This is a genomic window from Deinococcus peraridilitoris DSM 19664 (assembly GCF_000317835.1).
GTDB classification, from domain to species: Bacteria; Deinococcota; Deinococci; order Deinococcales; family Deinococcaceae; genus Deinococcus_A; species Deinococcus_A peraridilitoris.
Genome location: NC_019793.1, coordinates 1457002 through 1478853, shown reverse-complemented (window position 1 = coordinate 1478853; position 21852 = coordinate 1457002). Strand labels below are relative to the sequence as shown.

The 21852-nt window shown below is 64.1% G+C and carries 28 protein-coding genes; 27 read left to right on the top strand and 1 reads right to left on the bottom strand.

The genetic code is table 11. The features are described 5' to 3' along the window. The first annotated feature begins 2 nt into the window (after positions 1–2). On the top strand, positions 3–299 hold the full coding sequence (locus tag DEIPE_RS07170; RefSeq protein ID WP_015235316.1) for a helix-turn-helix domain-containing protein: 297 nt from the start codon (positions 3–5) through the stop codon (positions 297–299). A 58-nt stretch (positions 300–357) separates the two neighbouring features. Here DEIPE_RS07170 and DEIPE_RS07165 read toward each other — a convergent pair whose 3' ends face one another. Then, complete coding sequence (locus tag DEIPE_RS07165; protein WP_015235315.1) at positions 358–558, bottom strand: hypothetical protein; 201 nt, start codon at positions 556–558, stop codon at positions 358–360. Positions 559–751: 193 nt separating this feature from the next. Between DEIPE_RS07165 and DEIPE_RS07160 the strand changes: the two genes are divergently transcribed. From DEIPE_RS07160 to DEIPE_RS07035, 26 genes are all read left to right on the top strand, one after another. Continuing rightward, positions 752–1150: a VRR-NUC domain-containing protein gene (locus DEIPE_RS07160; protein WP_015235314.1), complete on the top strand. Its 399-nt coding sequence runs from the start codon at positions 752–754 to the stop codon at positions 1148–1150. Further along, positions 1147–2046, top strand: a complete 900-nt coding sequence (locus DEIPE_RS07155) for a hypothetical protein (protein WP_015235313.1) — start codon at positions 1147–1149, stop codon at positions 2044–2046. Before DEIPE_RS07160 ends, DEIPE_RS07155 begins: the two co-directional genes overlap by 4 nt. Before the next feature lie 230 nt (positions 2047–2276). Beyond that, positions 2277–2471, top strand: coding sequence for a hypothetical protein (locus DEIPE_RS07150; protein WP_015235312.1), 195 nt, complete (start codon positions 2277–2279; stop codon positions 2469–2471). Further along, complete coding sequence (locus DEIPE_RS23840) at positions 2468–2671, top strand: hypothetical protein (RefSeq protein WP_015235311.1); 204 nt, start codon at positions 2468–2470, stop codon at positions 2669–2671. The genes DEIPE_RS07150 and DEIPE_RS23840 overlap by 4 nt, the downstream gene beginning before the upstream one ends. Beyond that, positions 2643–2960 (top strand): hypothetical protein, encoded by a 318-nt coding sequence (locus DEIPE_RS07140; RefSeq protein ID WP_015235310.1) that lies wholly within the window; start codon positions 2643–2645, stop codon positions 2958–2960. Before DEIPE_RS23840 ends, DEIPE_RS07140 begins: the two co-directional genes overlap by 29 nt. A gap of 72 nt (positions 2961–3032) precedes the next feature. Continuing rightward, on the top strand, positions 3033–3278 hold the full coding sequence (locus DEIPE_RS07135) for a hypothetical protein (RefSeq protein ID WP_041230748.1): 246 nt from the start codon (positions 3033–3035) through the stop codon (positions 3276–3278). Positions 3279–3366: 88 nt separating this feature from the next. Next, positions 3367–4095, top strand: coding sequence for a hypothetical protein (locus DEIPE_RS07130; protein ID WP_015235308.1), 729 nt, complete (start codon positions 3367–3369; stop codon positions 4093–4095). Next, complete coding sequence (locus DEIPE_RS07125) at positions 4010–5707, top strand: terminase large subunit domain-containing protein (protein WP_015235307.1); 1698 nt, start codon at positions 4010–4012, stop codon at positions 5705–5707. Before DEIPE_RS07130 ends, DEIPE_RS07125 begins: the two co-directional genes overlap by 86 nt. 74 nt (positions 5708–5781) lie before the next feature. Next, positions 5782–7965: a phage portal protein family protein gene (locus DEIPE_RS07120; RefSeq protein ID WP_015235306.1), complete on the top strand. Its 2184-nt coding sequence runs from the start codon at positions 5782–5784 to the stop codon at positions 7963–7965. Positions 7966–8191: 226 nt separating this feature from the next. Then, a complete protein-coding gene (locus tag DEIPE_RS07115; protein WP_041230747.1) occupies positions 8192–9355 on the top strand; it encodes a HEPN domain-containing protein in 1164 nt (387 codons plus the stop codon). Positions 9356–9395: 40 nt separating this feature from the next. Further along, complete coding sequence (locus DEIPE_RS07110; RefSeq protein ID WP_015235304.1) at positions 9396–9677, top strand: hypothetical protein; 282 nt, start codon at positions 9396–9398, stop codon at positions 9675–9677. Position 9678: 1 nt separating this feature from the next. Next, positions 9679–9933, top strand: coding sequence for a hypothetical protein (locus DEIPE_RS07105; protein ID WP_015235303.1), 255 nt, complete (start codon positions 9679–9681; stop codon positions 9931–9933). 3 nt (positions 9934–9936) lie between these two features. Further along, a complete protein-coding gene (locus DEIPE_RS07100) occupies positions 9937–11178 on the top strand; it encodes a hypothetical protein (protein WP_015235302.1) in 1242 nt (413 codons plus the stop codon). Positions 11179–11185: 7 nt separating this feature from the next. Next, positions 11186–11533 (top strand): hypothetical protein, encoded by a 348-nt coding sequence (locus DEIPE_RS07095; protein WP_015235301.1) that lies wholly within the window; start codon positions 11186–11188, stop codon positions 11531–11533. 173 nt (positions 11534–11706) lie between these two features. Continuing rightward, positions 11707–13518 (top strand): phage protease, encoded by a 1812-nt coding sequence (locus DEIPE_RS07090; protein ID WP_015235299.1) that lies wholly within the window; start codon positions 11707–11709, stop codon positions 13516–13518. Between the two features lie 39 nt (positions 13519–13557). After that, positions 13558–13929 (top strand): capsid cement protein, encoded by a 372-nt coding sequence (locus DEIPE_RS07085; protein WP_015235298.1) that lies wholly within the window; start codon positions 13558–13560, stop codon positions 13927–13929. A 71-nt stretch (positions 13930–14000) separates the two neighbouring features. Further along, positions 14001–14954: a hypothetical protein gene (locus DEIPE_RS07080; RefSeq protein ID WP_015235297.1), complete on the top strand. Its 954-nt coding sequence runs from the start codon at positions 14001–14003 to the stop codon at positions 14952–14954. A 90-nt stretch (positions 14955–15044) separates the two neighbouring features. Beyond that, positions 15045–15362 carry a hypothetical protein gene (locus DEIPE_RS07075; protein ID WP_015235296.1) on the top strand — a complete coding sequence of 106 codons (318 nt, stop codon included), beginning with the start codon at positions 15045–15047 and terminating at the stop codon, positions 15360–15362. A 3-nt stretch (positions 15363–15365) separates the two neighbouring features. Beyond that, on the top strand, positions 15366–15938 hold the full coding sequence (locus tag DEIPE_RS07070; RefSeq protein WP_015235295.1) for a hypothetical protein: 573 nt from the start codon (positions 15366–15368) through the stop codon (positions 15936–15938). Beyond that, positions 15939–16469 carry a phage virion morphogenesis protein gene (locus DEIPE_RS07065; RefSeq protein WP_015235294.1) on the top strand — a complete coding sequence of 177 codons (531 nt, stop codon included), beginning with the start codon at positions 15939–15941 and terminating at the stop codon, positions 16467–16469. It begins immediately after the preceding gene. Then, a complete protein-coding gene (locus tag DEIPE_RS07060) occupies positions 16466–16894 on the top strand; it encodes a hypothetical protein (protein WP_015235293.1) in 429 nt (142 codons plus the stop codon). Before DEIPE_RS07065 ends, DEIPE_RS07060 begins: the two co-directional genes overlap by 4 nt. Positions 16895–16905: 11 nt before the next feature. After that, complete coding sequence (locus tag DEIPE_RS07055; protein ID WP_015235292.1) at positions 16906–17160, top strand: hypothetical protein; 255 nt, start codon at positions 16906–16908, stop codon at positions 17158–17160. After that, on the top strand, positions 17157–18107 hold the full coding sequence (locus DEIPE_RS07050; protein ID WP_015235291.1) for a phage tail tube protein: 951 nt from the start codon (positions 17157–17159) through the stop codon (positions 18105–18107). Before DEIPE_RS07055 ends, DEIPE_RS07050 begins: the two co-directional genes overlap by 4 nt. A 61-nt stretch (positions 18108–18168) precedes the next feature. Next, positions 18169–18627: a hypothetical protein gene (locus DEIPE_RS07045; protein ID WP_015235290.1), complete on the top strand. Its 459-nt coding sequence runs from the start codon at positions 18169–18171 to the stop codon at positions 18625–18627. Beyond that, positions 18575–18874, top strand: coding sequence for a hypothetical protein (locus DEIPE_RS07040; protein WP_015235289.1), 300 nt, complete (start codon positions 18575–18577; stop codon positions 18872–18874). The genes DEIPE_RS07045 and DEIPE_RS07040 overlap by 53 nt, the downstream gene beginning before the upstream one ends. Positions 18875–18883: 9 nt before the next feature. Further along, a complete protein-coding gene (locus DEIPE_RS07035) occupies positions 18884–21850 on the top strand; it encodes a phage tail protein (RefSeq protein WP_015235288.1) in 2967 nt (988 codons plus the stop codon). Positions 21851–21852: the final 2 nt, after the last annotated feature.

Genomic DNA, 21852 nt, shown 5'->3' with positions numbered 1-21852 from the left:
CGATGCTGACCGCAAAGAAGATTTCGGAACTCCGAGAGAAGCCCGCACGCGAAGGCAAAGGCGGCGAGCGAGGCGACGAGGTGCTGGGCTCGAAACTGCGTGCCCTCCGTCAGCAGCACGACCTGTCACAAGAGGAAGTCGTGGAAGCCAGCGGTGGGCTCTTCGTCCGCTCGGGACTATCGCACATCGAGAGTGGGCGTCAGAACGTCATGGCACGCCAGCTCGTGTGGTTCGCCCGGTTCTACGAGATCAGCGTAGACAGCCTGTGCGACCACCTGTACCCGGTCGAAAGCGACTGAGTAGGAGAGGTGTTAGGGCATTGGTTCAGTTGACGACGAGGGTTGGTGGCTGGCCCGTTCAGGTGCCCGTGATGCCGGGGTGCTCGGTCAGCAGTTCTTCAGCGATGTCGGCGTCACCGATCCGGCAGGTCTTGTCGCGCGAGATGCAGGTGTTTCCGCAGGGCTTGCCGATGGTGCAGTTGGGGCCGCCGCCATACGACGCGCTGGGCGCGCAGGCGGTGATCACGATCAGCAGCGGGACGAGTACGAATTTTTTCAAGGGAGCCTCCGAATTCAGTGTGACTCAGGCGCTGACGAGAGGGTTTCACGGTTCGATCACCTAAAGAATCTGACGCTGTTTATGAGCTTGTTTGTTTCCATAGAGACAACAACCTTTTTCGGCCTTAACATATGAGTATCCCTGAGAGTCCCCTCAAGCCTCGCCCGTAACTCACTTCATTTATTGAGGCCCGATGAACGAAGACCAGCTCGCCCGGTACAAGCGCAAACACCCACATCTCTTCGCTCCCGAAGAGAGCGTTGCCACGCCGGTCCCAACAGGCCCGAGCGCCACCGAGCGCGAGCTGCAGGCGGACATCGTTGCCGAGTTCGGAAACCTCGGCTGGATCTGCTGGGAGTTGTTCAAGGGCAGCACGCGCGGCGGCGCCATCTGGTGCACCACAGGAATCCCCGACCTGTACGTCTTCCGGCCCGGCCGGGCCTTCTGGCTGGAACTCAAGCAGCCCGGCAACGGGCCCACCCCGGAGCAGCTGGCGCGGCACGCTGAACTGCGCCGCGCCGGTCTGCCAATCTTCGTCGCCTGGACCGTCGAAGAAGCCCTCTTGATCGCCCAGGAAATGGAGACCCGATGACCATGGCCGCCGTGCGCCCACCCCCCAACATCCAGGCGCAACTCGTCACTCGCCAACGCCGTGTCCGCCGCCTGGCCGACTTCACGGTGGGCACAGAGTGGATCTTCGCGCCACGCGAGACCAGCCAGCACGCCGAGCGGGCCGGGCAGCGCGTCTCGATCCTGCGCGCCCCGAACCTCGAGGCGAAGAACCCCAGCGTCCGCGTGCAGTTCCCGGACGGGCACGCCCTGACGGTCGGCCAGGCGCAGCTGACCCACGTGCCACGTAACGTGTGGGGCCGCACGACGCCGTACCCCGAACGGGACCACACTCCGGTCGAGCGCGAGCTGGTGCCGCTGAGCGTCATCGCCCGGCACACCCCGGACCCCGCGGCGCCGGTCGTCACGCGCCGGCAGAAGACCCAGAGCGAGATCCTCTTCACGGTCATCGTGTACCAGCTGGCCGACAAGATCACCCAGGGCCTGTGGGAGCCGCTCGTGATGCCGAACGCCACCTATGGCCGGCCGGGAGAGTCGCGCGGGTACCCGGACCGCGGCCAGATCCGCATCAGCGTCCGCACCACCGTCATGACGGACAGCCGCGTCCTGACGATCGGCTGTCAGCGCGACATCACCACCGCCCAGTACCGCGTCGCCTTCTTCAACCTCGAGCCTCAGGACAAGGTGGCCCTGCGTCAGTACTTCCAGGACCTCGATCCCAACGCTACGGCGATGCGTGCCTGGGAGAACCTGGCGAGGCTGCTGCTGCTGGGCGTGAGCCTCCTGGCAGAGAAGCCCCGGGTGAAGCCCTTGGTCATCCTTGTCGCCCCGGACATCGACGAGGAAGAGTGCGTGCCGGTCGAGCAACTGGCACCGGCCTACTCCGGCCGAGCCCGCCGTGTCCGGCCTGTAACATGAGTCACAGTTAAAGACGCTTGAATGCTTGACTCAGAAAGCCTACATTGAGGTATCGTCCCCGAGGACACCAGCGCCCCCTGAGGGCGCTTTTTCATTGCCTCCGGCACGACCGCCAACTCCAGGCACACACCCCACGCCCGGCACCCTCCCTGCTCCCTGCAGGAAGCAGTCCGGGCGTTCCCCGCGGGGAAACACCAGAAACGCCCAATAGGGCAACCAGGAGGACCGCCATGAGCCGACGCAAACGCAAAAAGCAAGCGGCCCGGGCGCGCCTCCACGCTGGCCGCAAAGCCCGCCTCAGACCGGAAACCGAGCGAGAGTTCATCGAAACGACCAGCCTCGAGCAACTCGCCCACTCGCTGAACTTCCTGCCCATCCGCGACACCGACCCGCACTACCGTCACCACCTGGTGCGGCCACGGTGACGCGCTCCGAGCGCCTGGCAGAGCGGGAGCGGATCCTGCTCGCCTACGACCGCGGCCAACTCACTGCTGTCAACGCAGCCCTGCAGCTCGCCGACGTCGACGGCACGCCGATCCAGAACCTGATCTGGGTCCTCAACGCACCATGGGGCCGCCAGCCCCTCCGGGGAGTCCATGACGAAACGCTTCCACCTCATCCGTGATGAAGACGTCAGCGGCAGCAGCGGCACCGGCACCGTCGTCGAGGGCGTGATCTTCACGGACGGCCGCGTCGCCATGCGCTGGCTCGTCCCACCCTGCAGCAACGCCTTCTACGACTCTATCAGCGACGTCGAGCAGATCCACGGCCACAATGGCCGCACCCGCATCGTCTTCGTCGATCCCTGCCCCGACTGCGGAGAGAAGCGCACCAGCCACGGGCCCGGCACGACCGTCTGCACCAGCTGCAAAGCCCGGCGAGGCCGACCAGTCCCGAGCACACCTCTCCGATAGACTCTGTCCTGATGCGCGTTTTTGCGCTCCCTCTTGACAGCCATTCGGGGGGCTGTTGTTAAGCTGCTCGACGTGGAAAACATCATTGAGCAAACAGTCGTCGAGACCAGCACCGGTGAACTCGTCCTTCTCAACCACATCGTCTCGGTGGACATCGTTGGAAGCGAGGGCCCAGGTCATCACGTGGTGATCAGAGATACCAGTGGAGCGGAGCACCAGGTCACCACGAGCCCGCGCGCACACCACTCCGGAGCGCAGATCATCGTGGAGCGCTTGCTGTACCGCATTCACCACCGAAAGAACGCACCAGAAGAGTAAAACGCACCAGAAGAGTAAATCGACCCCCAAGAGCCCCCACTTCGGTGGGGCTTCTTCATGGGCGCGAAGCAGGTGATGTCGATACCCTATGAAGAAGAGAGAGCGCACGGAACCCTATGGAGGTTCCCCCCTCTGCGGCGCCAAGCTGCGCGGGAAGGAAGCGACGTGCCGGAACGCGGCGGGCTTCAAGACTGACCACCCCAGCCAGGGCAAATGCTACCTGCACGGCGGCAAGACCCCGGTGAAGCACGGCCGGTACAGCCTGCTCAAGCATGCCCGGCTGCGTGAACTGCTCGAGCAGGCAGAGCAGGATCCCGATCCGCTCGACCTGACGCAGGACGTGCTGCTGATGCGCGCCGTCGTGCACGACTACCTCGACCGGCACGGCCTGGTGACGGACGCGATTCTCGCGTGGCACGCCAGCTTCAACCACGCCTTCGAGAGTGACATGCGCGAGTGGCGCAAAGCCTTCGCCGAGTGGATCGAGGAATGCCAGCACCTCGGGTACGAGGAAGGCGAACCACCCGAACTGCCCCTCCCAGAGAAGTACGCCCCCAAGCCGCGCCAGGTCCCGGACATCGCCGGCGTCGTGGGCTTGCTCGGGCAGGTCGGCGCGATGGCGGACCGCATCCAGAAACACAAGCAGCAGCAATCGCTCAGCATGGCGGCCGTCAACCACCTGCTCGAGCAGTTCGCCGTCGAAGTACTCCACGCCACCCAGGAGGTGATCAGTGACCCAGCTACGCGCACCAAGCTTCTCGAAAACGTCGAGCGACGCTGGGCCACCATCCCCGTCCTCGGCAAACCCGGCAGCTGACGCCCTGAGGCGTGCACGCCTCGAAGACGCCAGCAACGAAGGCCAGGACGTTACCCTTGAGGAGTACTACCGCGCCCGGTACCCGAAGTACACCGTCGGCCGACACATCGAGCTGCTGTGCCGTGAGCTCGACCAGCTCGGTCCGAACGAGGCCTTGATCATCAACATGCCACCCCGCCACTCCAAGAGCGAGACGGTCGGCGCGTTCATCGAGCGGTACATGGGCCAGAATCCCGACCACGAAGTGATGTACACCTGCTACGGCTCCCAGCTGGCCACCGAACGCAGCCGCAAGATCCGCAACTACGTCCGGACCAGCAAGACCTTCCGGAAGTTCTTTCCCACCTTCCGTCTCGCCGCTGACCAGAAGAAAGTCACCGAGTGGAAAACCGCTGAAGACGGCGGCTTCCTCGCGTCCGGTGTGGATGGCTCCCTTACCGGAAAAGGCGCGCACCTGCTGATCGTCGATGACCCGATCAAAGGCCGCAAGCAGGCCGAGAGCGGGAAGATCCGGCAGATGGTGATCGACTGGTTCAAGGGTGACGCCTTCACGCGTCTCGCTCCGAACGCGCGCATCATCATCATCCAGACGCGCTGGCACACGGAGGACCTCACAGGGTGGCTGCTGGAGAACCGGCAGGATCCGGAGTTCGGTGCCTTCAACTGGAAGGTGGTCAGCCTGCCCGCGATTGCCGAACCGACCGCTGAGGAAGCTGACCCGCTCGGACGCCAGGAAGGCGAGGGCTTGTGGCCTGAGCGCTTCCCGAGCGAGCGGTACAACGGGATCCGCAAACTCGTCGGTGAGTACGACTGGGCCGCGCAGTTCCAGCAGCGGCCCTACCTCAAGGGCGGCAACGTCTTCAGCGACGCGCCCGCTGAGTACCCGAACGTCTACACCCCGCAGGCCCTGCGCAGCCTCGGCGCGCGCATCACCGTCGTGTGCGACCAGGGTGCGAGCGACAGCAGCACCGCCGACTTCACCACCATCGAAGTCGCCGCGCACTGGGGCACGGGCGTCGAGCACCGCATGGACATCATCGACGTCCGGCGTGGCCAGTGGGATCTCGACGAACTGCTCGAGCAGACCCTCGCCGTGCAGAAGACCTGGGGTGTCGAGGTGGCCATCGAGTGCGTCATGAACCAGGTGGCCGTCGTGAAGTACCTGGAGAAGCGCGGCCTCCGGACGAACCGACTCAACCCGCGAACCATGGGTGACAAGTACACCCGCGCCCTGCCCGCCTCGGCCGCCTGGAACCGCGGCGCCATCCGCGTTCCGAAAGCAGAGCACGTCCAGTGGGACCGCGCGGCCTTCGTGACCGAGCACGCGCGCTTCACCGGCACCGACAAGGACAAGAACGATGACCAGGTGGACACCACCGCCTACAACTGGCTGCTCGGTGAAGTGAACGAGCGACCCAAACCAAACCGGGCCGGCACGATCGGCCGGGCCAGCACCACACCCACCGGGACTTTTGGAGGAACACGACGTGCACGACCGTACACCCCTTCACCAGGCGCTGCTCGATTGGGCCAGAGAATTCGGTCGCCGCTGGCGCGAAGCGTGGGCGAAGATCGCCGCACGCTTCGCGCGTCGCCCTCGTGCCACGGGTGACACCCTCACCCGCTCCTCGTACCTCGCCTACCTTTCCAGCCTTCCCGCCAACCGAAAGGAGGTGAAGCACCACCATGACCAAAGAACTGCAGCTCTCCAGCACCGAACGCGCGGAGCTCACGCTGACGCTCGGCAGCTCCCGCGCCGCTCGACTCTTCGAAGCCGCTGACAGCCGCCTGACCCGGCCACCCAAAGGGGAACTCACCGGCCGGCAGGATCCGCAAGTGCAGACCACCGGCCGCTACTACACCCAGATCGAAGACCCGCGCAAAGGCGTCCTCACACGCCTCGATCCCGTGACACTCGAACGCCTGGCGCTCGACGGGCAGGTGAAGGCCGGGCTGGAGATCATCAAGCTGCCGATCCTCACGCTGCGCCCCGAGGTCGTGCACCCCGAGCCGGAAGTGCGCGAGTTCCTGCAGCACGAATTCGACCGCAACCGCCTGCGCCTGATGCGCAACATCCTGCGCGCCCTCGAGTTCGGCTTCGCGGCCGCCGAGAAGGTCTTCACGTACAAGGACACCACCATTCAGCGCCGTGGCCGCACTTTGTGGTCCGGGAACGCCGTGGTGTACGAGAAGCTCAAGTGGATGCACCCCGCGGCGATCGAACTGATCACCGGAGAGCGCGGCGAAGGCCTGGGTTTCAAGCAGACCAGCGGCGGTCGCGCGGACGTCCCTGAAGACAAGGCGCTGATCTATACGCACGACGAGCAGTTCGGGAACCGCTACGGCAACCCCCGCACGCGCGCGGCGTACAAGTACTGGTGGTGGCAGCAGCTGCTCTACCAGTTCAGCAACCGCTACATGGAAGACCAGGCGATCCCGCAGCGCAAAGTCTTTTACGAGCCCGACCTGCGAGTCTCCGACCCCAACAACCCCGAGAGCGCGTACGTGGACCTCGCCCTCGCTGACGCCCTACGTGTCGCCGAGGACAGCCGGGCCGGCAGTGCCATCGCCTTCCCCTTGCAGGAAGTGCAGAACGGCGAGAGCCTCAGTTACCAGAAGGGCTGGGACATGGAGTACCTCACCGGCCCGCAGAAGGCCGGCGAGTTCATCACGCTGCTCGATCACTACGACTTCAAGAAACTGCGCGCCATGTTCGTCCCCGAGAAGCTCATCGCGAGTGGCCAGGGTGGCGGCAGCTTCGCGATGGTCGAGAGCCTCGCGGACTTCTTCCTGATGTCCGAAGAGGCCCTCGCCGCCGAGATGCTGGAGTTCATCGCGGCCAGCTGGGCGCGCCCCTTGATCGACTACAACTTCGGATCCTCCGTGGTCGACGCCTCCTTCGCGCCGGTGAAGCTCAGCCAGGGCAACAAGAGCTTCCTGCAGGATTTCTTCAAGCAGTTCCTCGGTCAGGTGCTGATGTACAATCCCGGCGCCCTCAAGGTCGACACCGAGGCTCTCGCCAAGGAACTCGGCGTGCCGGTGCTCGCTTCGGAAATCGGGGACGGCGTGACGGCCCAGGGCGCCGGGAGCGACCAGCCCGGGCACGCCGCTGCAGCTCCAGCAGCGATTCAGGCCACGGCCAAGGTCCCCAAGGTTCACACCTTCGACCTCGATGTGCCCGGCGTGCGCAAAGCCACACACGGCCGCGAGTGGGAGACGCAGACGAAAGCCTTCCAGGAACTCCTCGGCGAGCTGTACGAGACCTGGTCGAAAGGGACCGCGAAAGCCCTCGCTGACGTGATCGACGTCGAGCGTCCGGCCGTGCTGGAGTCCCGACTGCGGCAACTGCAGAAGCTGGCCCTCACCGCGTACCGTGAAGCCATCCCGGCCGGTTACACCCTCGGCCTCGGCCCCACCCCCACACCAGACAGCCTGGCCACCCTCGCTGAGCGGCTCAAGCTCCTCGAGGAAGGACTGGCCCGCACGATCGCCACAGTCGGGCAGAAGATCGCCACAGACCTGCCCGGCGCCACGGCGAGCGAGCTGCACGGCCTCATCCAGGTCAGAATGGGCTACGTGACCAAGCAGGGCGGCGGTGACTACTGGGCGACCATCGTCGAAGGCTGGGTGGACAAGCGCATGCAGCGCGAAGAGGACCCGGACGTCACGCACGGCCGCATCCGCTGGGTGCTCGACAACCTCGCCAGCCACTGCCCTGACTGCCCCCGGCATGCGGGCGTCTACGCTTCCATTCGGGACCTGCCCGCCATTCCAGGCGACGGCAAGACCCAGTGCGGCATCTACTGCCGCTGCTGGCTCGAAGAGGAAGACGCGAACGGCAACTGGGTGCGTCGCATACACGATCTGTAAGCCCTAAATTGATCGAGTGACCCACCCCGACCGCAACACTGCAACCAGGCTCGCTGATCTGTACCTGCAAACTATTGTGCACGAGGTTGCGGACGCTGCTAAAAGTGGGAAGTTATTGGTCTATCGCCGAACCGAACAAGTCTGGCTTCCGTCAGAAATGCGATTTGAGCCAAGACTTCAAATCACCTCGCATCACTCGGAAGAGAGACCTCGTTTAGTTAAGGGTATGTCCTCCTTCGTCCAGATGATGGCAGAGTTCGAAGATCCTGCGCATCCTATTGCTAAAGCGAGAGAGGCCCTCTTAGGACCTCCTTACCAAGGCGAGGCGGGGCGTGAGGTAGTTATAGACACCACTCTCCGAAGAATTGTCCATGCCCTTCTCGAAGGAAAGCTCGACAACCCTCACCTATTCACCAAGGTGCGAGATGCCCTTGTTGACCGAGCGGTTGGGGAACGACCAACGTTCATAACGACCTCCTGGATAACTGGCGTCTACTTGATGGAGGAGTCGTACGGGTTAGAGCCCGGAGTAGTTCTCAGGAGGATTACTGCCGAGGATATTGCTGCGGATTTAAGGATACTCGGGGAGCGAAACTCACCACTTCGTGATTACCCATCCGCAGTCCTCGATATCCACAAGAAGTACCCCTCAGCAGATGCGTACCAAGAAGATGCTGTCAGAATGCTCCAAACCCTCTCCCTCATCGGAACAGGCAGTGTTGAGGCGGTCATGACGATCGCAGAAAACTATGTGCCGTTTAACAACGTCCATACGTCATGGTCGACTGAATCCTGGAAAGTAGACCAAGGGTTCGAGTTCAGCAGCAAGCACCTTGAGTTGTTCCGCGTGCTTCGGGAGCCTGTGTTGGCGGTGATTGACTCGGGCAAACCGAGCGGTAGTCGGGATACTTGGACTGGATACCCTGAAATCGACATAGCTCTCAGCCGCTATCACGAGTCGTTCAAAGTGGACACCATTACTGACGCGAAAATCGCTCGTCTAGTTGGTGCCCTAGAAGCTCTTTTTGGAGAGAATAAGCCGGAGTTGAAGCGACGGCTCTGCCAGCGAGCTGCCTTGCTTCTTAGTCTCGAAGGAGTCGAGCCAATAGAGGCAAGTACCATGCTCGCGAAGTGCTACGACAATCGCAGCACATATGTTCATGGAGGATTGCTCAGTGCTAAAAAGCGGGCCGAGGCCGAGAATCATCTGCCAATACTGCTCCAGTTCACTCGTGTTTTAATCCTGCTAAGCTTGCTACTCAAAAAATCAAACTCACGTAAGGATAACCTGATGGGTTTGTTAGATAGGGCTCTGCTGTCGCTACCTCACCGCAACCTACTTCTACAACTCCATCAGGAATCCGTCCCCATACCCCTCATTAAAAGCTGAAGAAACCCGCCCTTGTGGCGGGTTTCTCCTTGGAGACCCTATGCCCGCACAACAAACCCGCCAGGAACTGAACGCCGTCGGCGCCGCCAACCCTATTCCTATCCAGAACTCCCCCCTGAAGTCCTTTCAGGTGAGCGGAGTGTTCTCAGGCACCGTTGTGATCGAGATCAGTAACAACGGGGTCGACTGGCTGCCCGCCAGCACGGAGAGCGCGCCGGTACTGCGCAACATTCTCGAAGATGCCGCCTTCGCCCGGGCAAGGTGCAGTGCGTACACCAGCGGCACGATCGTCGTGGTCTGGGCGCAGTCCACCGGAGCCTGAGGTGAGCGCGGTCATCGCCCTGCGCAAGAAGCGCGCGACGGGTGGCGCGACGTTCGCTCCACAGGACAACGCACTGGGCTTCCGTACCTCGCGCGGCAGTGATTTCAGCGCCTTCATGCGCGCCAGCGCCGCCAAGTGGGACGCCGTCGGCGGGGTCTACGCGCGCCTGCCCGTCAGCCTGAACTTCACGCAGAACGAAGCGAACCCCCTCCTGTTCACCTCGACGTACACGCGCGCCTCGGGCGCCTGGGAGTAACACATGCCCCTCGTAGCAAATGACGTGCCCCGCATTTACGGCAAGAACACCGGAAGTCCCGCCGTGCTGATCGAAGGGCAGCGCACCAACCTCATCAAACGCACCGACCCCGGAGCACCCATGAGCGGCCCGATCTTCGCGGGAACAACAGGGAGCAGCGCCGCCCTTTCGACTCACTGGAGCTTCCACCGCTACGACAACGGCAACCTCAACGCGGAAGTCGTCGGGAGCGGCGTTCAGGATGGACTGAACTACCTCGATGTGCGGGTATACGGCAACATCGAAGCGACACGCGGCTTCTACTTCATTTTCCAAACGGGCGCCGTCGTGGGCGCGTACACCGCAGGGGATAACCACGCTTACTCGATCCACGCCGCGCTCCGCTCTGGGGATAAGGCGCAGCTCAACACCTTTGCGCTGTACTCGGACCTGACCAAGCAAAGCGACGGATCGTACCTGACGAGTATTTCAGTCAATGTCCACGCGCAACTTGACCGCACCTTCAAGCGCATCAGTGGGGTGGCCAGCGTCGCCGCTCCCGCCGAGCCCGCCAATGCGCTTGACCGCTTCTTCGTGACCGTCACCATTCCGTCCACCGCGGCCCTGCCCTTCGCGGTGGACCACACCTTTAGAATCGCCGCGCCACAGTTCGAGCGCAGCGCGGCCTTTTCTTCCTCGTTCATTCCCTCCACAGCGGGAACGGCGACCACGCGAGCCCACGACACATGGACGGCCAATGGGCTGGCCGGACTCCTCAAGCCGTTCCAGCCGTTCACGCTGGCCGTCGCTCACTGGAACGAGGGAGTTACGGGGTTTCAGCAACCCCCGCTCAGCTTCGGCACGGGTTCCGGGGGTGATTTGGGCGTGGCGCTCGAAGTGCGGCACGGCACCGGCTATGGCCGCCAAGTACGTTACAACGGGACAAGTAATGCAGTCGCACAGCCAAACAACGTGGCCCGCACTTGGTTAAGAACGATTGTCACTTCGGACGGTTCCAGCGTCAGCGTCTACAGCGAAGGCGCTCTTAGTGGCACGGTTGCCACACCACTTCAGGTGCAGGCGACCACCCTCGTTCTTGGAAGTCAAGAGGGGCAGGCCAAGCACACGTTTGGCCTGATCGCCCCTGGCGCTCCTGGCCTGGGCATCCCCTTCATCACGCCGCGCGCCATGACGGCACAGGAAATCGCCGACCTGGACGTGCGCTGGCTCGCCGAACTCAACCGCATCACCCTGCCCACCATCTGAGGTGACTATGCGTGAATTTACCGATTACATCATGGTCCTGCCGGAAGCCAAAGACGAGCACGGCGTCGGCCTGGGCGTGCCGGACAGCAGCGGCTTCGAGGCGTGCGCGCCCGCCCTCGGCGGCGGTGAGGCCGTTGACGCCCAAGGCAACAAAACCTTCGTGTGCCGCGTGCGGCAGACCGCCGATAAACCCGTGCCGCCCGAATCGTTCGGGACCAGCCGCGCGAACTTCAAAGCCAAGCACCTCAAAAAGTGGCAGGTCCACAAGATGGAACCCCGCACCGTGAAAGTGAAGCAAGACGACGGCACGCTGGTCGACGAGACCATCACGCCGACCGTGGCGGTGTTCCTGTGAAGTGCTGGGCGTTCTGGCTCGTCCTGCCCTGGATTCTCGGTTTCATCCTGGCCGTGCTGATCCTCGCTTACTTCGCCTGGCTCAACTGGCTGCACGCCCCCCGCCGGCGCCCCTAACCCCGCACCACAAGCCCGCCCCACCGATCGGTGGGGCTCTTTCATTGGAGGTCCACCGTGGAACTCAGCTCAGACCAGATTCGCCAGCAACTCCAAGCCCTCCTGAATCCCGGCGCCGGTGATCAGCCGGACGGTACCTACGTTCCGTGGGTCATTTGGGTGCGTGACCTGTACGGCACTTACGCCGTGTACCAGAACGAATCAGACGGCAAACTGTACCGTCAGGACTTCACCGTCACCGACCTGACCGTCAGCCTGGCCGGCAGTCCGGTGGAAGTCGTGCCGACTTACGCCACGCCCGGCGAGGCCAGCGCGACTGCAAGTGAGGGAGAAGCCATCCCGCCCGAGCAGCCCACGTCGACGCTGACGCGCCACCTGCTGACCAGCATGCTGCGCAGCGGCACCCGCGTCTTCAACGAGAACTTGCAGGCGGCCATGGTCGAAGCCGCCCAGGCAGGCGACGCGGAAACCACCGCAGCGATCGCCGGGATCCTGAAGAAGCAGGTGGCTGCCACCGAAGCGTCGATCACGGCCGTGATCGACGAGCCGCCCGCTTCGCCCGCGGCCGCTGCACCTCCCGTCGAGGAAGAGGCGCAGACGCTGGCCACACCGGACGATCGCGAAACGCAGGTGCGTGACGCGGCCACGTCGCTGCTCGGCGCGAAGTACCCGGGTCAGCTCGTCACCATCACCAAGGTCACCGTCGAAGATGCCGGTGAAGGCGAGGAATTGGTATCCGAGGTGACCTTCGATGTCCTCAACCCCGAGGATGAAACGGACGAAGGCACCCTGCACACCGTGGAACTGCGCGTCGCACCGGACGGCACGCCCACCCTCGGGGAACCCCAGGAGGCCAGCGCGACCGCCGAGCCACCCCCGGCGACCGAGGGCGCTGGCGGGGAACTGCCCGGCCTGCAGCTCAGCGACCGGCCCACGTCCCGCCGGCGGTTCTTCACGCCCCTCAAGCCCACCCTGCTCGAGGAAGGCAAGACGGCCACCTGGGTGAACGTCATCAACCTCGGCACGTACGAGCACGACGAGTACGGCACGATCACCTTCACCGAAGACGACTTCAACAGCTGGCAGAAGAACCTGCAGGCCGGTGTGTTCGGCGGCATCGGTCCGGACGGCAAGCCACGCGTCGCTGCGGATTACGGGCACGCGATGGATGACCCCAGCGCGGATCCGGCCAGCCAGAAAGCCAGCGGGTACATCTGCGACCTGAAGCTCGAAGGCGAGCGGGTGTACGCGCTGGTCGACTTCACCAAACCTGCCGCTGAGTCCATCAAGAACGGCGAGTTCTCTTGGTGGTCCGTCAGCGTTCACCCGGGCATCAATGACAAGACGGGCAACCCCACGGGGCCCGTCATGCTCGGTGGTGCACTCACCAACCGCCCCTTCGTTCCTGGCCTGGAGGCCATCCAACTCTCAGACCTCCGCCCCGCCCGGTCAGTGCAGCTGAAACGCGAACTGGCCGACGCGCAGGCTGAAGTCATCAAGCTCAGGCGCAAGAACTTCGACGGTTCCCTGGCCATCACCCTCGATCACTTCCAGCGCGCCGGCGTTCCCCCTCACGTGGTGAATCTCGCCCGCCCGCTCCTCGAGGCTGACTTCGACAGCCAGGCCACCATCAAGCTCACGCGCGGCGGCAGAACCAGCGAACACAAGCCCGGTGAGGTCATCGCCCTCGCCCTGCTGGAGTTCGCGAAAGTCGGCATCGTCAAGACGGGCGAGCAGACCTTCCACCAGACCACCAGCCACGTCACCCTCGACCAGGCGCTGGAGGAAGTCAAAGCGGAAAACCCGTCCGTCCGCCAAAAGGACGCCATCGTCCTTGCCCGTAAGAAGTACCCGCACCTGCGCGGGTAAAGCCGCTGTACCCAATCCAGTTCCTAGGAGGAACACCTCATGGCTCAACGTGGACAATCCATCGCCCTCACTGCTGCGATCGCACTCACCGGCCGCACGCTCGTCAAACTCAGCGCCAGCAAGACTGCCACGACCGCCGTGGCAGCCGCTGACCAGCCCGTCGGTGTTGTCGAGTTCGACACGCCCGCCGGGTCCGGCGCGACCGTCATGGTGTCCGGTGTCGCGAAGGTGCGCGCTGGCGCCGCCGTCGCTGCCGGTGCCCGCGTCACCGCTGACGCGCAGGGGCGCGCCGTGACCGCCGCACCCGCCGCGGGCGTGAACAACGGCATTGCCGGGATCGCCCTCGAGGCGGCCGCTGCGGCCGGTGACGAGATCGACGTCCTGCTCAGCCCTGGCGTTTTCCAGGGTTAACCCTGACCTGACTGCGCCCCGCCGTCACTGGCGGGGTTTGTCATTCCGCCCTCTCGCGAAAGGAGCCCATCGTGGCTGGCAACTCGTTCAACCCCAATGACGTCCATACCAAACAAACCCTCACTGACTTCAGCGTCAAGTACGTCAACGCCGAGGCGATCTGGCGCAAACTCGCGCCCCTGAAACAGGTCAAAAAGCGCAGTGACAAGTACACCATCTTCGACAAGGCCACCGCCTTCGAGCAGTCGGATGACACCACGGCGCCCAACGCGGACGCCAACGAGATCACCCTGAAGACCTCCGAGGACAACTACAGCGTGAAAGATCACGCCCTCGGCGCCTGGGTCCCTCAGGAAGCTGTCGACGAGGCGGACGATCCCATCAAGCCTGAGCTCGATGCGGTCGAGAGCATCAAGCAGCAGCTGGAGAACCGTCACGAGAAACGCGTGGCGGACCGTCTGTTCGTCGCTACCGCCTACCTGGCGGGCAACAAGCGCACCCTGGCCGGCACCAGCCAGTGGAGTGACTTCGTCAACAGCGACCCGATCGGCGACCTCACCAACGAGATCGAGAACATGATCGTGCGTCCCACCCTGCTGGCCATCGGCGCTGACGTGTGGAAGATCCTGCGTCGTCACCCGAAAGTGGCCGCGGCGATCTTCCCCATGGGCGGCAACGCCCAGGCGGGCGGCACGCTGACTACCCTGGCGCAGCTCGCTGAGGTGCTGGAGCTCGAGGAGGTCGTGGTAGGCCGGGCGCGCGTCAACACCGCCAACCCGGGTGCCGCGGCCACCCTGGCGCGCGCGTGGGGCAAGCACGCCCTGCTCGCCCGCGTGATCGCCAACCCTGGCCTGAATGACGTCAGCCTGGCGGTCACCTTCAGCGAGAGCCAGTCGAACATCGTGCGTGACTTCGACGGCAAGAAAGGCGTGAAGGGCAGCGTCTACGTGAAGGACGGCTGGAACGAGGACGTGAAGGTCATCGCCTCGGATGCCGGCTTTTTCTTCGAGAACGCTGTCGCCTGATTCCAACCTGAGGCTTCTCTCCTGAGGGGGTGGACACTCCCCCTCAGGGCTTTTCATTGTTTCCTTCTCGCCCTACAGGAGGGCACCAACATGGCCAAACAGCTTTTTCTGGCAGCGTGGCTGCTCAGCATCAACGGCACGGACGTTCAGCCCGGGCAGATCGTGTCGCTCGACCTCTCCAAAGAGGAAGAGAGCGCCCTCGTCGGCGAAGGTAAGGTGCTCAGCAAGGTCAAGAGCGACTTGCCGTCGAACTTCGTCGCACGCTCCAAGGTGATCGAAGCGGGCTTTCCCCTGCTCGAGCAGCTGGAGGGCAAGACCCCCGAGGACCTGGTCGAGGCCGGGCTCGACGAAGCCTCGGCGGCCAAGGTGGTCGACGCGGCCGCGAAGCTCCTGGCGAACCAGGAGTAAGCCATGCTGGTCAGCGCGCAAGCCCTCGCGACGTACCTGGAGCAGGATTACGACAGCCTCACCGCCAAACAGAAAGCCCGCTACCAGGAGCACCTCAAAACGGCCGGCAACGAAGTGCGCGGCGCGCTGGCCACCCTCTACAAGCTTCCCCGCGTCACGCGCGACGTGGCTGGCGTGATCACCGCACCGCTCCTGAACGGCGCGCCGATCGCTGACCCGGTCGAGACGGCCCTCGGGCCGATCGTGATGATGCTCGCCGGTGCGTTCCTGCTGGATCCCGCTCGCGGCATTCAGCCTCAAGAGGACCGCTCGGCCGCCGAGACGTACCGGGTGAGCGCGCGCGTGCAGCTGGCGAGCCTCGTGAAGGGTCCCTCGCTGATCGCCGCAGTCGAGGACCTGCCCGCGTACGGTATCACCGCCCTGCCGGATCTGCTGGTGCGCGTGCAGCCGAGTGGCAAGTCGAGACGCAAGGCCCGGCCGGGCCTCCGGCACCAGCGTGAAGGCCTGTTCGGCGTGTACAACGATCCCGCCACGGGCGCGCCGTTCGATGCGAGTACCGGGGAAGGGGAGGGCTGAGTGTTCAATTCCAGCTACAACTTCCAGTCCCGCCAGGCGCGCGATTTCCTGCAGGCGGTCGGGCGGGATGTCTCGGACCTGCAGCCGCTGCTGGAATCCTGGGTGAAGTACTACCGGGAAGTCGCGCAACCGGAGATCTTCCGGGCGCACGCGAACGGGAAGAACGGCACGGGTGGCCACCCCGCCTGGCGAGACCTGAGCGACCAGTACCTCGCGTCTGCCCGCAAGCAAACCTCACCCCACCCGACGGACATCCTGCAACTCACGGGGGCGTTCGCGTCGGACCTCACGACGGGCAGCGAGCACACCATCGAGGTGTACCTGATCGGTCAGACCGAAGCTTCCGTGCGGTTCGGCAGTTCGCGCGTGTACCCCCGGTACGCCGGCGCCGGTGAAGGAGGCAGTCGGCAGGCGATGTACATCACGGACGAAGCGAGCACCGGGCTGGACGCCTTGACGAACCGCTTCATCAGTGACGCCGTCGTGCGTCACCGGCAGGAAGTGCAACGCCTCGCCGGGAGTGTCCGGTGAGCACCCAGCGGATCAGCACGACCCTCGCGGCCCTGGAGGCGTACCTGCGCGGCAAGCTGGGCGCGAAGTTCGCCGATATCACCACCGCCGAGTTTCCCTTCTGCGAGGACTTCCCGGCACTGCACGTCAACGCGGGAACCACCGCAGATGACACCTCGGCGCCCGGGATGGGCCTGCGGGAACGCAAAGTGCAGGTTCGCTTGTTCGTGACGCTGCAGCGCGCTCAGGTGCGTGAGCGTGGCGTGCTGTGGGACCTCGTGGATGACGTGCGTGACGCGGTCCTCAGTGACCCGTTCCTGGGTGGCCTGACGCGTCAGCCGGTCATCAAGCTGCCGGTCTCGCCGGTACCCAGTCCAACCGGGAGCGCGTACAGCGACTGCCGGCAACTCTCGTTTGAAATCACCCTGCTTGAGCAGGTGCTGTAAAGGGGGCCCACGTGGCCAAACAGAAACCAAAAAACGTCCGCTTCGCCGGTGAGGCTGAAGCGCACCTGCCCGGCGTGGGAGTACTTCAGCCGGGCACGGTGTACGCCCGCGAGGAGCTGCCCGAGGGTCTCACGACTGAAGCGGGCGAGTTCACGAACGCCAACTTCGCATGGACCGAAGAAGCCGTCACGCCACAATCGCAACGGTTTTCGGTGGAAACAAGCCCCGAAACCGCCGGAATCCCCACGGAAAGCGGTGAGCAATGAACGTCGGCGCCCTCGGTTCCGTCGGCCTGGCCCGGGAAGTCACCTGGGGCACGGCCGTCGCTCCTACCATCTTCATTCCCTTCGCGTCCGAAGGCTTCAAGGACGGCCCCGAAGCGCTCTCTGAACTGCAGATCCGCGGGATCCTCGATCAGAGTCCCAAGTACGCCGGCACCCTGATGGTCAGCGGTTCGCTGTCCGGCGTGGTGCTGCCCGACCAGATCGGCCACCTGCTGCGCGCCGTGCTGGGCATCCCGACCGTCACGGGTGTCGGCCCGTACACGCACACCTTCAACCCCACACAGAGCGCGTGGAGTGCCCTGTCCGCCTTGCCTTCGTACACCTTCACGGTGGTGCGGCCGAGCGCGTCGAGCCTCGCCGGGCAGGTCGTGCAGTACAGCGGCATGGTCTGCCAGAGCTTGAGCTTCAAGTACGCCGCGAACGGACTGCTGATGTTCGACAGTCAGTGGATCGGTAAGGACGCCGCGAGTGTCGCCGCGCCCACCGTAACCCTACCGACATCGACGCCCTTCAACACCAACTGCGCCCTGTCACGCGGTGGCGGCTCGGACGCGACGATTCAGGACTACAACCTCAGCATCACCAACAGCCTCGAGGGCGTGAAGCTCATCGGCACGGGCAACACCATCAGCCGCGTGGCGTTCAGCGGCGCGCGCACCATCACCATCGGCGGTGCGGCGGACTTCCAGTCCCTGGCGCTTTACACCGCGTTCAAGAACTTCACGCAGGAAGCCTGGTCGATCGTGCACACGCAAGGCGCGCACACCCTGACCTTCAGCGTCCCCAAAGCGCTGATCACGGATGCCGGCGTTGCCATCGGAGGGGACGGGCGCATCACGCTGAGCTACAGCGGCGAAGCGCAGTACGACACGGGTACTTCCCGTGCCTTCCAGGCTCAGCTGGTCAACTCCGTCGCCAGCTTCAACTGAACGCCCACCACTCTGAACACCAGCAGGGCAGCTTCGGCTGCCCTGTCTTCCCGAGGGAGCCATGAGCTTAACCAAACGAATCCAAGCGACCGCCACCAAAATCTTCCAGGCCTCCGATGGCGCGATGTACATCCTGCAGATGGTCAACAGCACGACGCTGATCGTCGCGCAGGGCGCCCTGCCGGACCTGCTGCGCAGCGAAGCGCCCGCGGGCGTCGACGAGAAGGTCTACATGGAGCAGCTGCTCGCGAGCAACCCGGAGCAGGCCGCGAAGATCGTGGAGATGGGCATGAACATGCGCCCCGCCACCCTCAAGGCCGGCTTGATCGGCGAAGTGCTGCCTACCGGGGAATCGGTGTATTTCACTTTTGTCAGCAAGCCCGCACACCAGCTGCAGGACGGTGAGATCAACGTCGACCTGATTCCGCTGGAGCTCGCCAAAGAGCTCGAAGTGGAAATCAAGAAGATTGGCCAGCCTGCCGTGGAGGCGGCAGACACCGCGCGATTTCCTGACCAGTGACCTGGCGCTGGTCATCGGCCGCATGGCGACCGCCTGCGGCACCCTGCCGACCGTGGTGCTGTTCGGCCAGGCCGCGCTGACCGAACGCACCGGCTGGCACGTCGGCTTCGATTACGCCGTGCTGACGCGCTTCTGGAAGCACGAAGCGGAGGCGCGCACTGCGAACAACCCGAATGCACGCGCGGCGCTGAACCGCTCCCGTGTGCGTGGCAAACGCGGCACGGGTGACAACCTGCCGGACCTTTGAGGAGACCCCATGGCTGCAGAGAGCATCATCGAAATCATCATGCGGGCCCGGGACGAAGCGTCCAAGGTCATGCAGCAAGCAGGGAACAACGCGCAGAAGAGCGAGAAGCAGGTGAACAATGCCGGGCGGAGCATGCAGGGCGCCCTGGCGGCCGGGGCGAACATCGCCCGCGCAGCCCTGTTCGGCCTGGGTGGCGCGGCGCTGCTGGTCGGAGCGCAACTCATCGCGCTGGAGCGCGAGGTGCAGCAGGCCGCCGCGGAGCTCGGTGGGATCAGTGGCGCCACGAAAGATTCACTGCCTGAAATTGCCGGGCAGCTCAAGGACCTGGCGGCCGCGACGGGCGCCAGCATGTCCGACGTCAGCGCGGCTTTGAAGTCGGTTGCCACGGACTTTTTGATCTTCAACCCCAAAAACAAAGAAGGCATCGCCACCTACCTGATCGACTGGAAAGCCGCGACGGGCCAGGCGATCGAGGAGGCCGGCAAGAATTTCCGCCGGTTGATCCTGGTGTACTTCAAGGACCGGGACACGCTGGAGGCCCTGCGTGAATCAGGCGACAAAATCTACGCGGTCGCGCGCGCCATCGGTGTGGACCCGGGAGGCCTGGCGGCCGCCATGGCCGAGGCCGCACCCCTGCTGAAAACCGCCTTCCAGGACTTCGACGATGGCCTCTCGTTCCTGGGGCAGATCGCTTACTACGCCGGTGATGCCGAGGTGGCCAAGGACGCCCTGATTACCTTCTCCCAGGCCGTGGGGGACATCCGCAACGCCTTCAAAAAAGGCGAGGATCCGGACGAAGGGCTGCTCGACATGTTCGGGATCCTCGGCATCAACCGGGAGACCGTGCAGAATGACGCGATCCTCACGGGTGAGCTGATGATGCTCAGCCTGAAAAATGCCATGGCGGACAACAAAATCACCGCAGAAGAACAGCAGGCCCTGGGCGTGCTGTTCGGTGAAGAGGTCGGCCCGATCATGCAGGCCGCGGCGGGCTACACGGGCGACGCGATTCAACGCATCAAGCAGGCCCTGCAAGGGTACGAAGGCAGCGTCAAAAGTGCAGCGGACGTCACCCGCGCGTCCGTCGAGGGAGACATCACCAAGAGCTGGAACAAGTTCCTGGCCGACATCAGCAAAAGCAACCAGTGGGAAGGCGTCAAGAAGGCCGCGACGGGCATCATGGACGCGCTGGTCGGCTTCACGCAGACCGACTGGAGCAAGGTCGGCAAGGGCCTGCTGGACATGAAGAATGGCCTGGTGTCCACCTTGATCGGCGCGGACCGGGACGAGGTGAACGAGGCGATCATCTGGTGGTGGAATGACGTCGCCACCCCGGCCATCAAGGGCTTTTTCAGCAAGTACAGCCTGACCGCGCTGCTCGACAAGAACGAGAAGATGGTCAAAGGTCTGTGGGAGAAGCTGCTGCCCTCGCTCAACGAAGCCGGCACGTTCCTGCAGGGCTGGGGTGACACCGTCGCCACGACCCTCAGCAACCTCTGGGTGGACGGCAAAATCTTCAGCGGCAAACTCAAAGCCGCTTCAGTCGACTTCCTGCTCACCAAACTGCTGCCCACGGTCGAAGGCGCCAACGAGTTCCTGACCAGTTGGGCGCGCGACGTCGGCACCAGCCTCGCGAACCTCTGGACGGACGGCAAGGTCCTCGCGGGCAAGGTCGGCCAGGCAGGCAGCGACCTGCTGATGCGCAAACTCTTCCCGGCCCTCGAGTCGGTCAAGGAGTTCGTCACCAGTTGGAGCACGGACACCGTCACGACCCTCAGCAACCTGTGGATCGACGGCAAGATTTTCGGGTCGAAGATCAAGGATGCCGGCGCCGCGTGGTGGGAACTGACCAAAGCCAGCTGGAGTGAGGCGATCACCGGCACCAAGGGCATCGTGCCATGGGCGACGAACCGCTGGAGTGACCTGCAGGCAGGCTTCGACTTGTGGGTGACGCGCATGAAGACCGTCGGGAGCGACCTGCTGGGTGGCTTGATGATGGGCCTGAGTGCGAAGTACGAAGACACCCGCAAGAAAGTCGTCGGCATCGGCGGGGACGTCCTGACGTGGTTCAAGGACACCTTCAAGATGAAGTCGCCGTCTCGCGCGACGGCCGAGATGGGCGGCTGGCTGATGGAAGGTCTGACGCGGGGCATCGAGAGCGAGAAGGACAGCACGCTCTCCAGTGTCATGAAAGCCGGGATGGACGTCCTGACCGCCTTCCGGTCCACCCAGCACGACGGGAACAAAAGCCGCTGGGGCGCGATCATGACGCTCGGAATGGTGGCCGTGAAAGCCGCGGTCGGCGAAGGCGCCGGGCCGATCCTGAAGCAGGTGCAGGACTTCGCTGAAGCGGCCCTCGCGGCGTTCACTTCAACCGAGGGAGGCTGGACGAAATTCGGTTCGTTCCTGAAAGGCAAGTTCACCGAGTGGTCGCAAGGCATGACTGGCTGGGCTGCCGTGGGCATGCAGGTCGCCGGGCAGTTCGCCGAGTTCCTCGGGGGTCAGGCGCAAGAGGGCTTCTCGAATTTCGGTGGGGCGTTCAAGGAGTTCCTGCTGCAGATGCTCACCGGCCTCGAGGCGCAGATCATCGCGCAGCAGGTGGCCGGGATCGCCGTGGCGATCATGCAGGCTCCCGCGACGTTCGGGGCGAGCCTGCTGGCCATCCCGGGCATGGTCGCTGCGGCCGGAGCGGCCTTCCTGGCGTTCGAGGGCGCCAAGATGCTGGTGAACAGCTTCGACGTCGGAACCACCTACGTGAAAGGCGACCAGCTGGCGCAGATTCACGATGGCGAAATGATCATCCCCAAAAACTTCGCGCAAGGCCTGCGCGACGGTGAGGTGAGCCTCGGCGGAGGTGGCGAGTCGGTCATCGTGCAAGTCATTCTGGACGGCCGCACCATCGCGCAGCAGGTCGGTCAGCGCATCTATCAAGGCACGCGTGAACTCGTGCGGGCCGACCTGCCGGCCCTGAGGTGAAC

Coding starts and splice junctions, on each gene's coding strand:
- DEIPE_RS07160 (WP_015235314.1), top strand. CDS start 752: ATGAACGAAGACCAGCTCGCCCGGTACAAGCGCAAACACCCACATCTC.
- DEIPE_RS07035 (WP_015235288.1), top strand. CDS start 18,884: ATGGCTGCAGAGAGCATCATCGAAATCATCATGCGGGCCCGGGACGAA.
- DEIPE_RS07120 (WP_015235306.1), top strand. CDS start 5,782: ATGACCAAAGAACTGCAGCTCTCCAGCACCGAACGCGCGGAGCTCACG.
- DEIPE_RS07085 (WP_015235298.1), top strand. CDS start 13,558: ATGGCTCAACGTGGACAATCCATCGCCCTCACTGCTGCGATCGCACTC.
- DEIPE_RS07045 (WP_015235290.1), top strand. CDS start 18,169: ATGAGCTTAACCAAACGAATCCAAGCGACCGCCACCAAAATCTTCCAG.
- DEIPE_RS07155 (WP_015235313.1), top strand. CDS start 1,147: ATGACCATGGCCGCCGTGCGCCCACCCCCCAACATCCAGGCGCAACTC.
- DEIPE_RS07150 (WP_015235312.1), top strand. CDS start 2,277: ATGAGCCGACGCAAACGCAAAAAGCAAGCGGCCCGGGCGCGCCTCCAC.
- DEIPE_RS07100 (WP_015235302.1), top strand. CDS start 9,937: ATGCCCCTCGTAGCAAATGACGTGCCCCGCATTTACGGCAAGAACACC.
- DEIPE_RS07140 (WP_015235310.1), top strand. CDS start 2,643: ATGACGAAACGCTTCCACCTCATCCGTGATGAAGACGTCAGCGGCAGC.
- DEIPE_RS07050 (WP_015235291.1), top strand. CDS start 17,157: ATGAACGTCGGCGCCCTCGGTTCCGTCGGCCTGGCCCGGGAAGTCACC.
- DEIPE_RS07110 (WP_015235304.1), top strand. CDS start 9,396: ATGCCCGCACAACAAACCCGCCAGGAACTGAACGCCGTCGGCGCCGCC.
- DEIPE_RS07170 (WP_015235316.1), top strand. CDS start 3: ATGCTGACCGCAAAGAAGATTTCGGAACTCCGAGAGAAGCCCGCACGC.
- DEIPE_RS07095 (WP_015235301.1), top strand. CDS start 11,186: ATGCGTGAATTTACCGATTACATCATGGTCCTGCCGGAAGCCAAAGAC.
- DEIPE_RS07130 (WP_015235308.1), top strand. CDS start 3,367: ATGAAGAAGAGAGAGCGCACGGAACCCTATGGAGGTTCCCCCCTCTGC.
- DEIPE_RS07075 (WP_015235296.1), top strand. CDS start 15,045: ATGGCCAAACAGCTTTTTCTGGCAGCGTGGCTGCTCAGCATCAACGGC.
- DEIPE_RS07115 (WP_041230747.1), top strand. CDS start 8,192: ATGTCCTCCTTCGTCCAGATGATGGCAGAGTTCGAAGATCCTGCGCAT.
- DEIPE_RS07070 (WP_015235295.1), top strand. CDS start 15,366: ATGCTGGTCAGCGCGCAAGCCCTCGCGACGTACCTGGAGCAGGATTAC.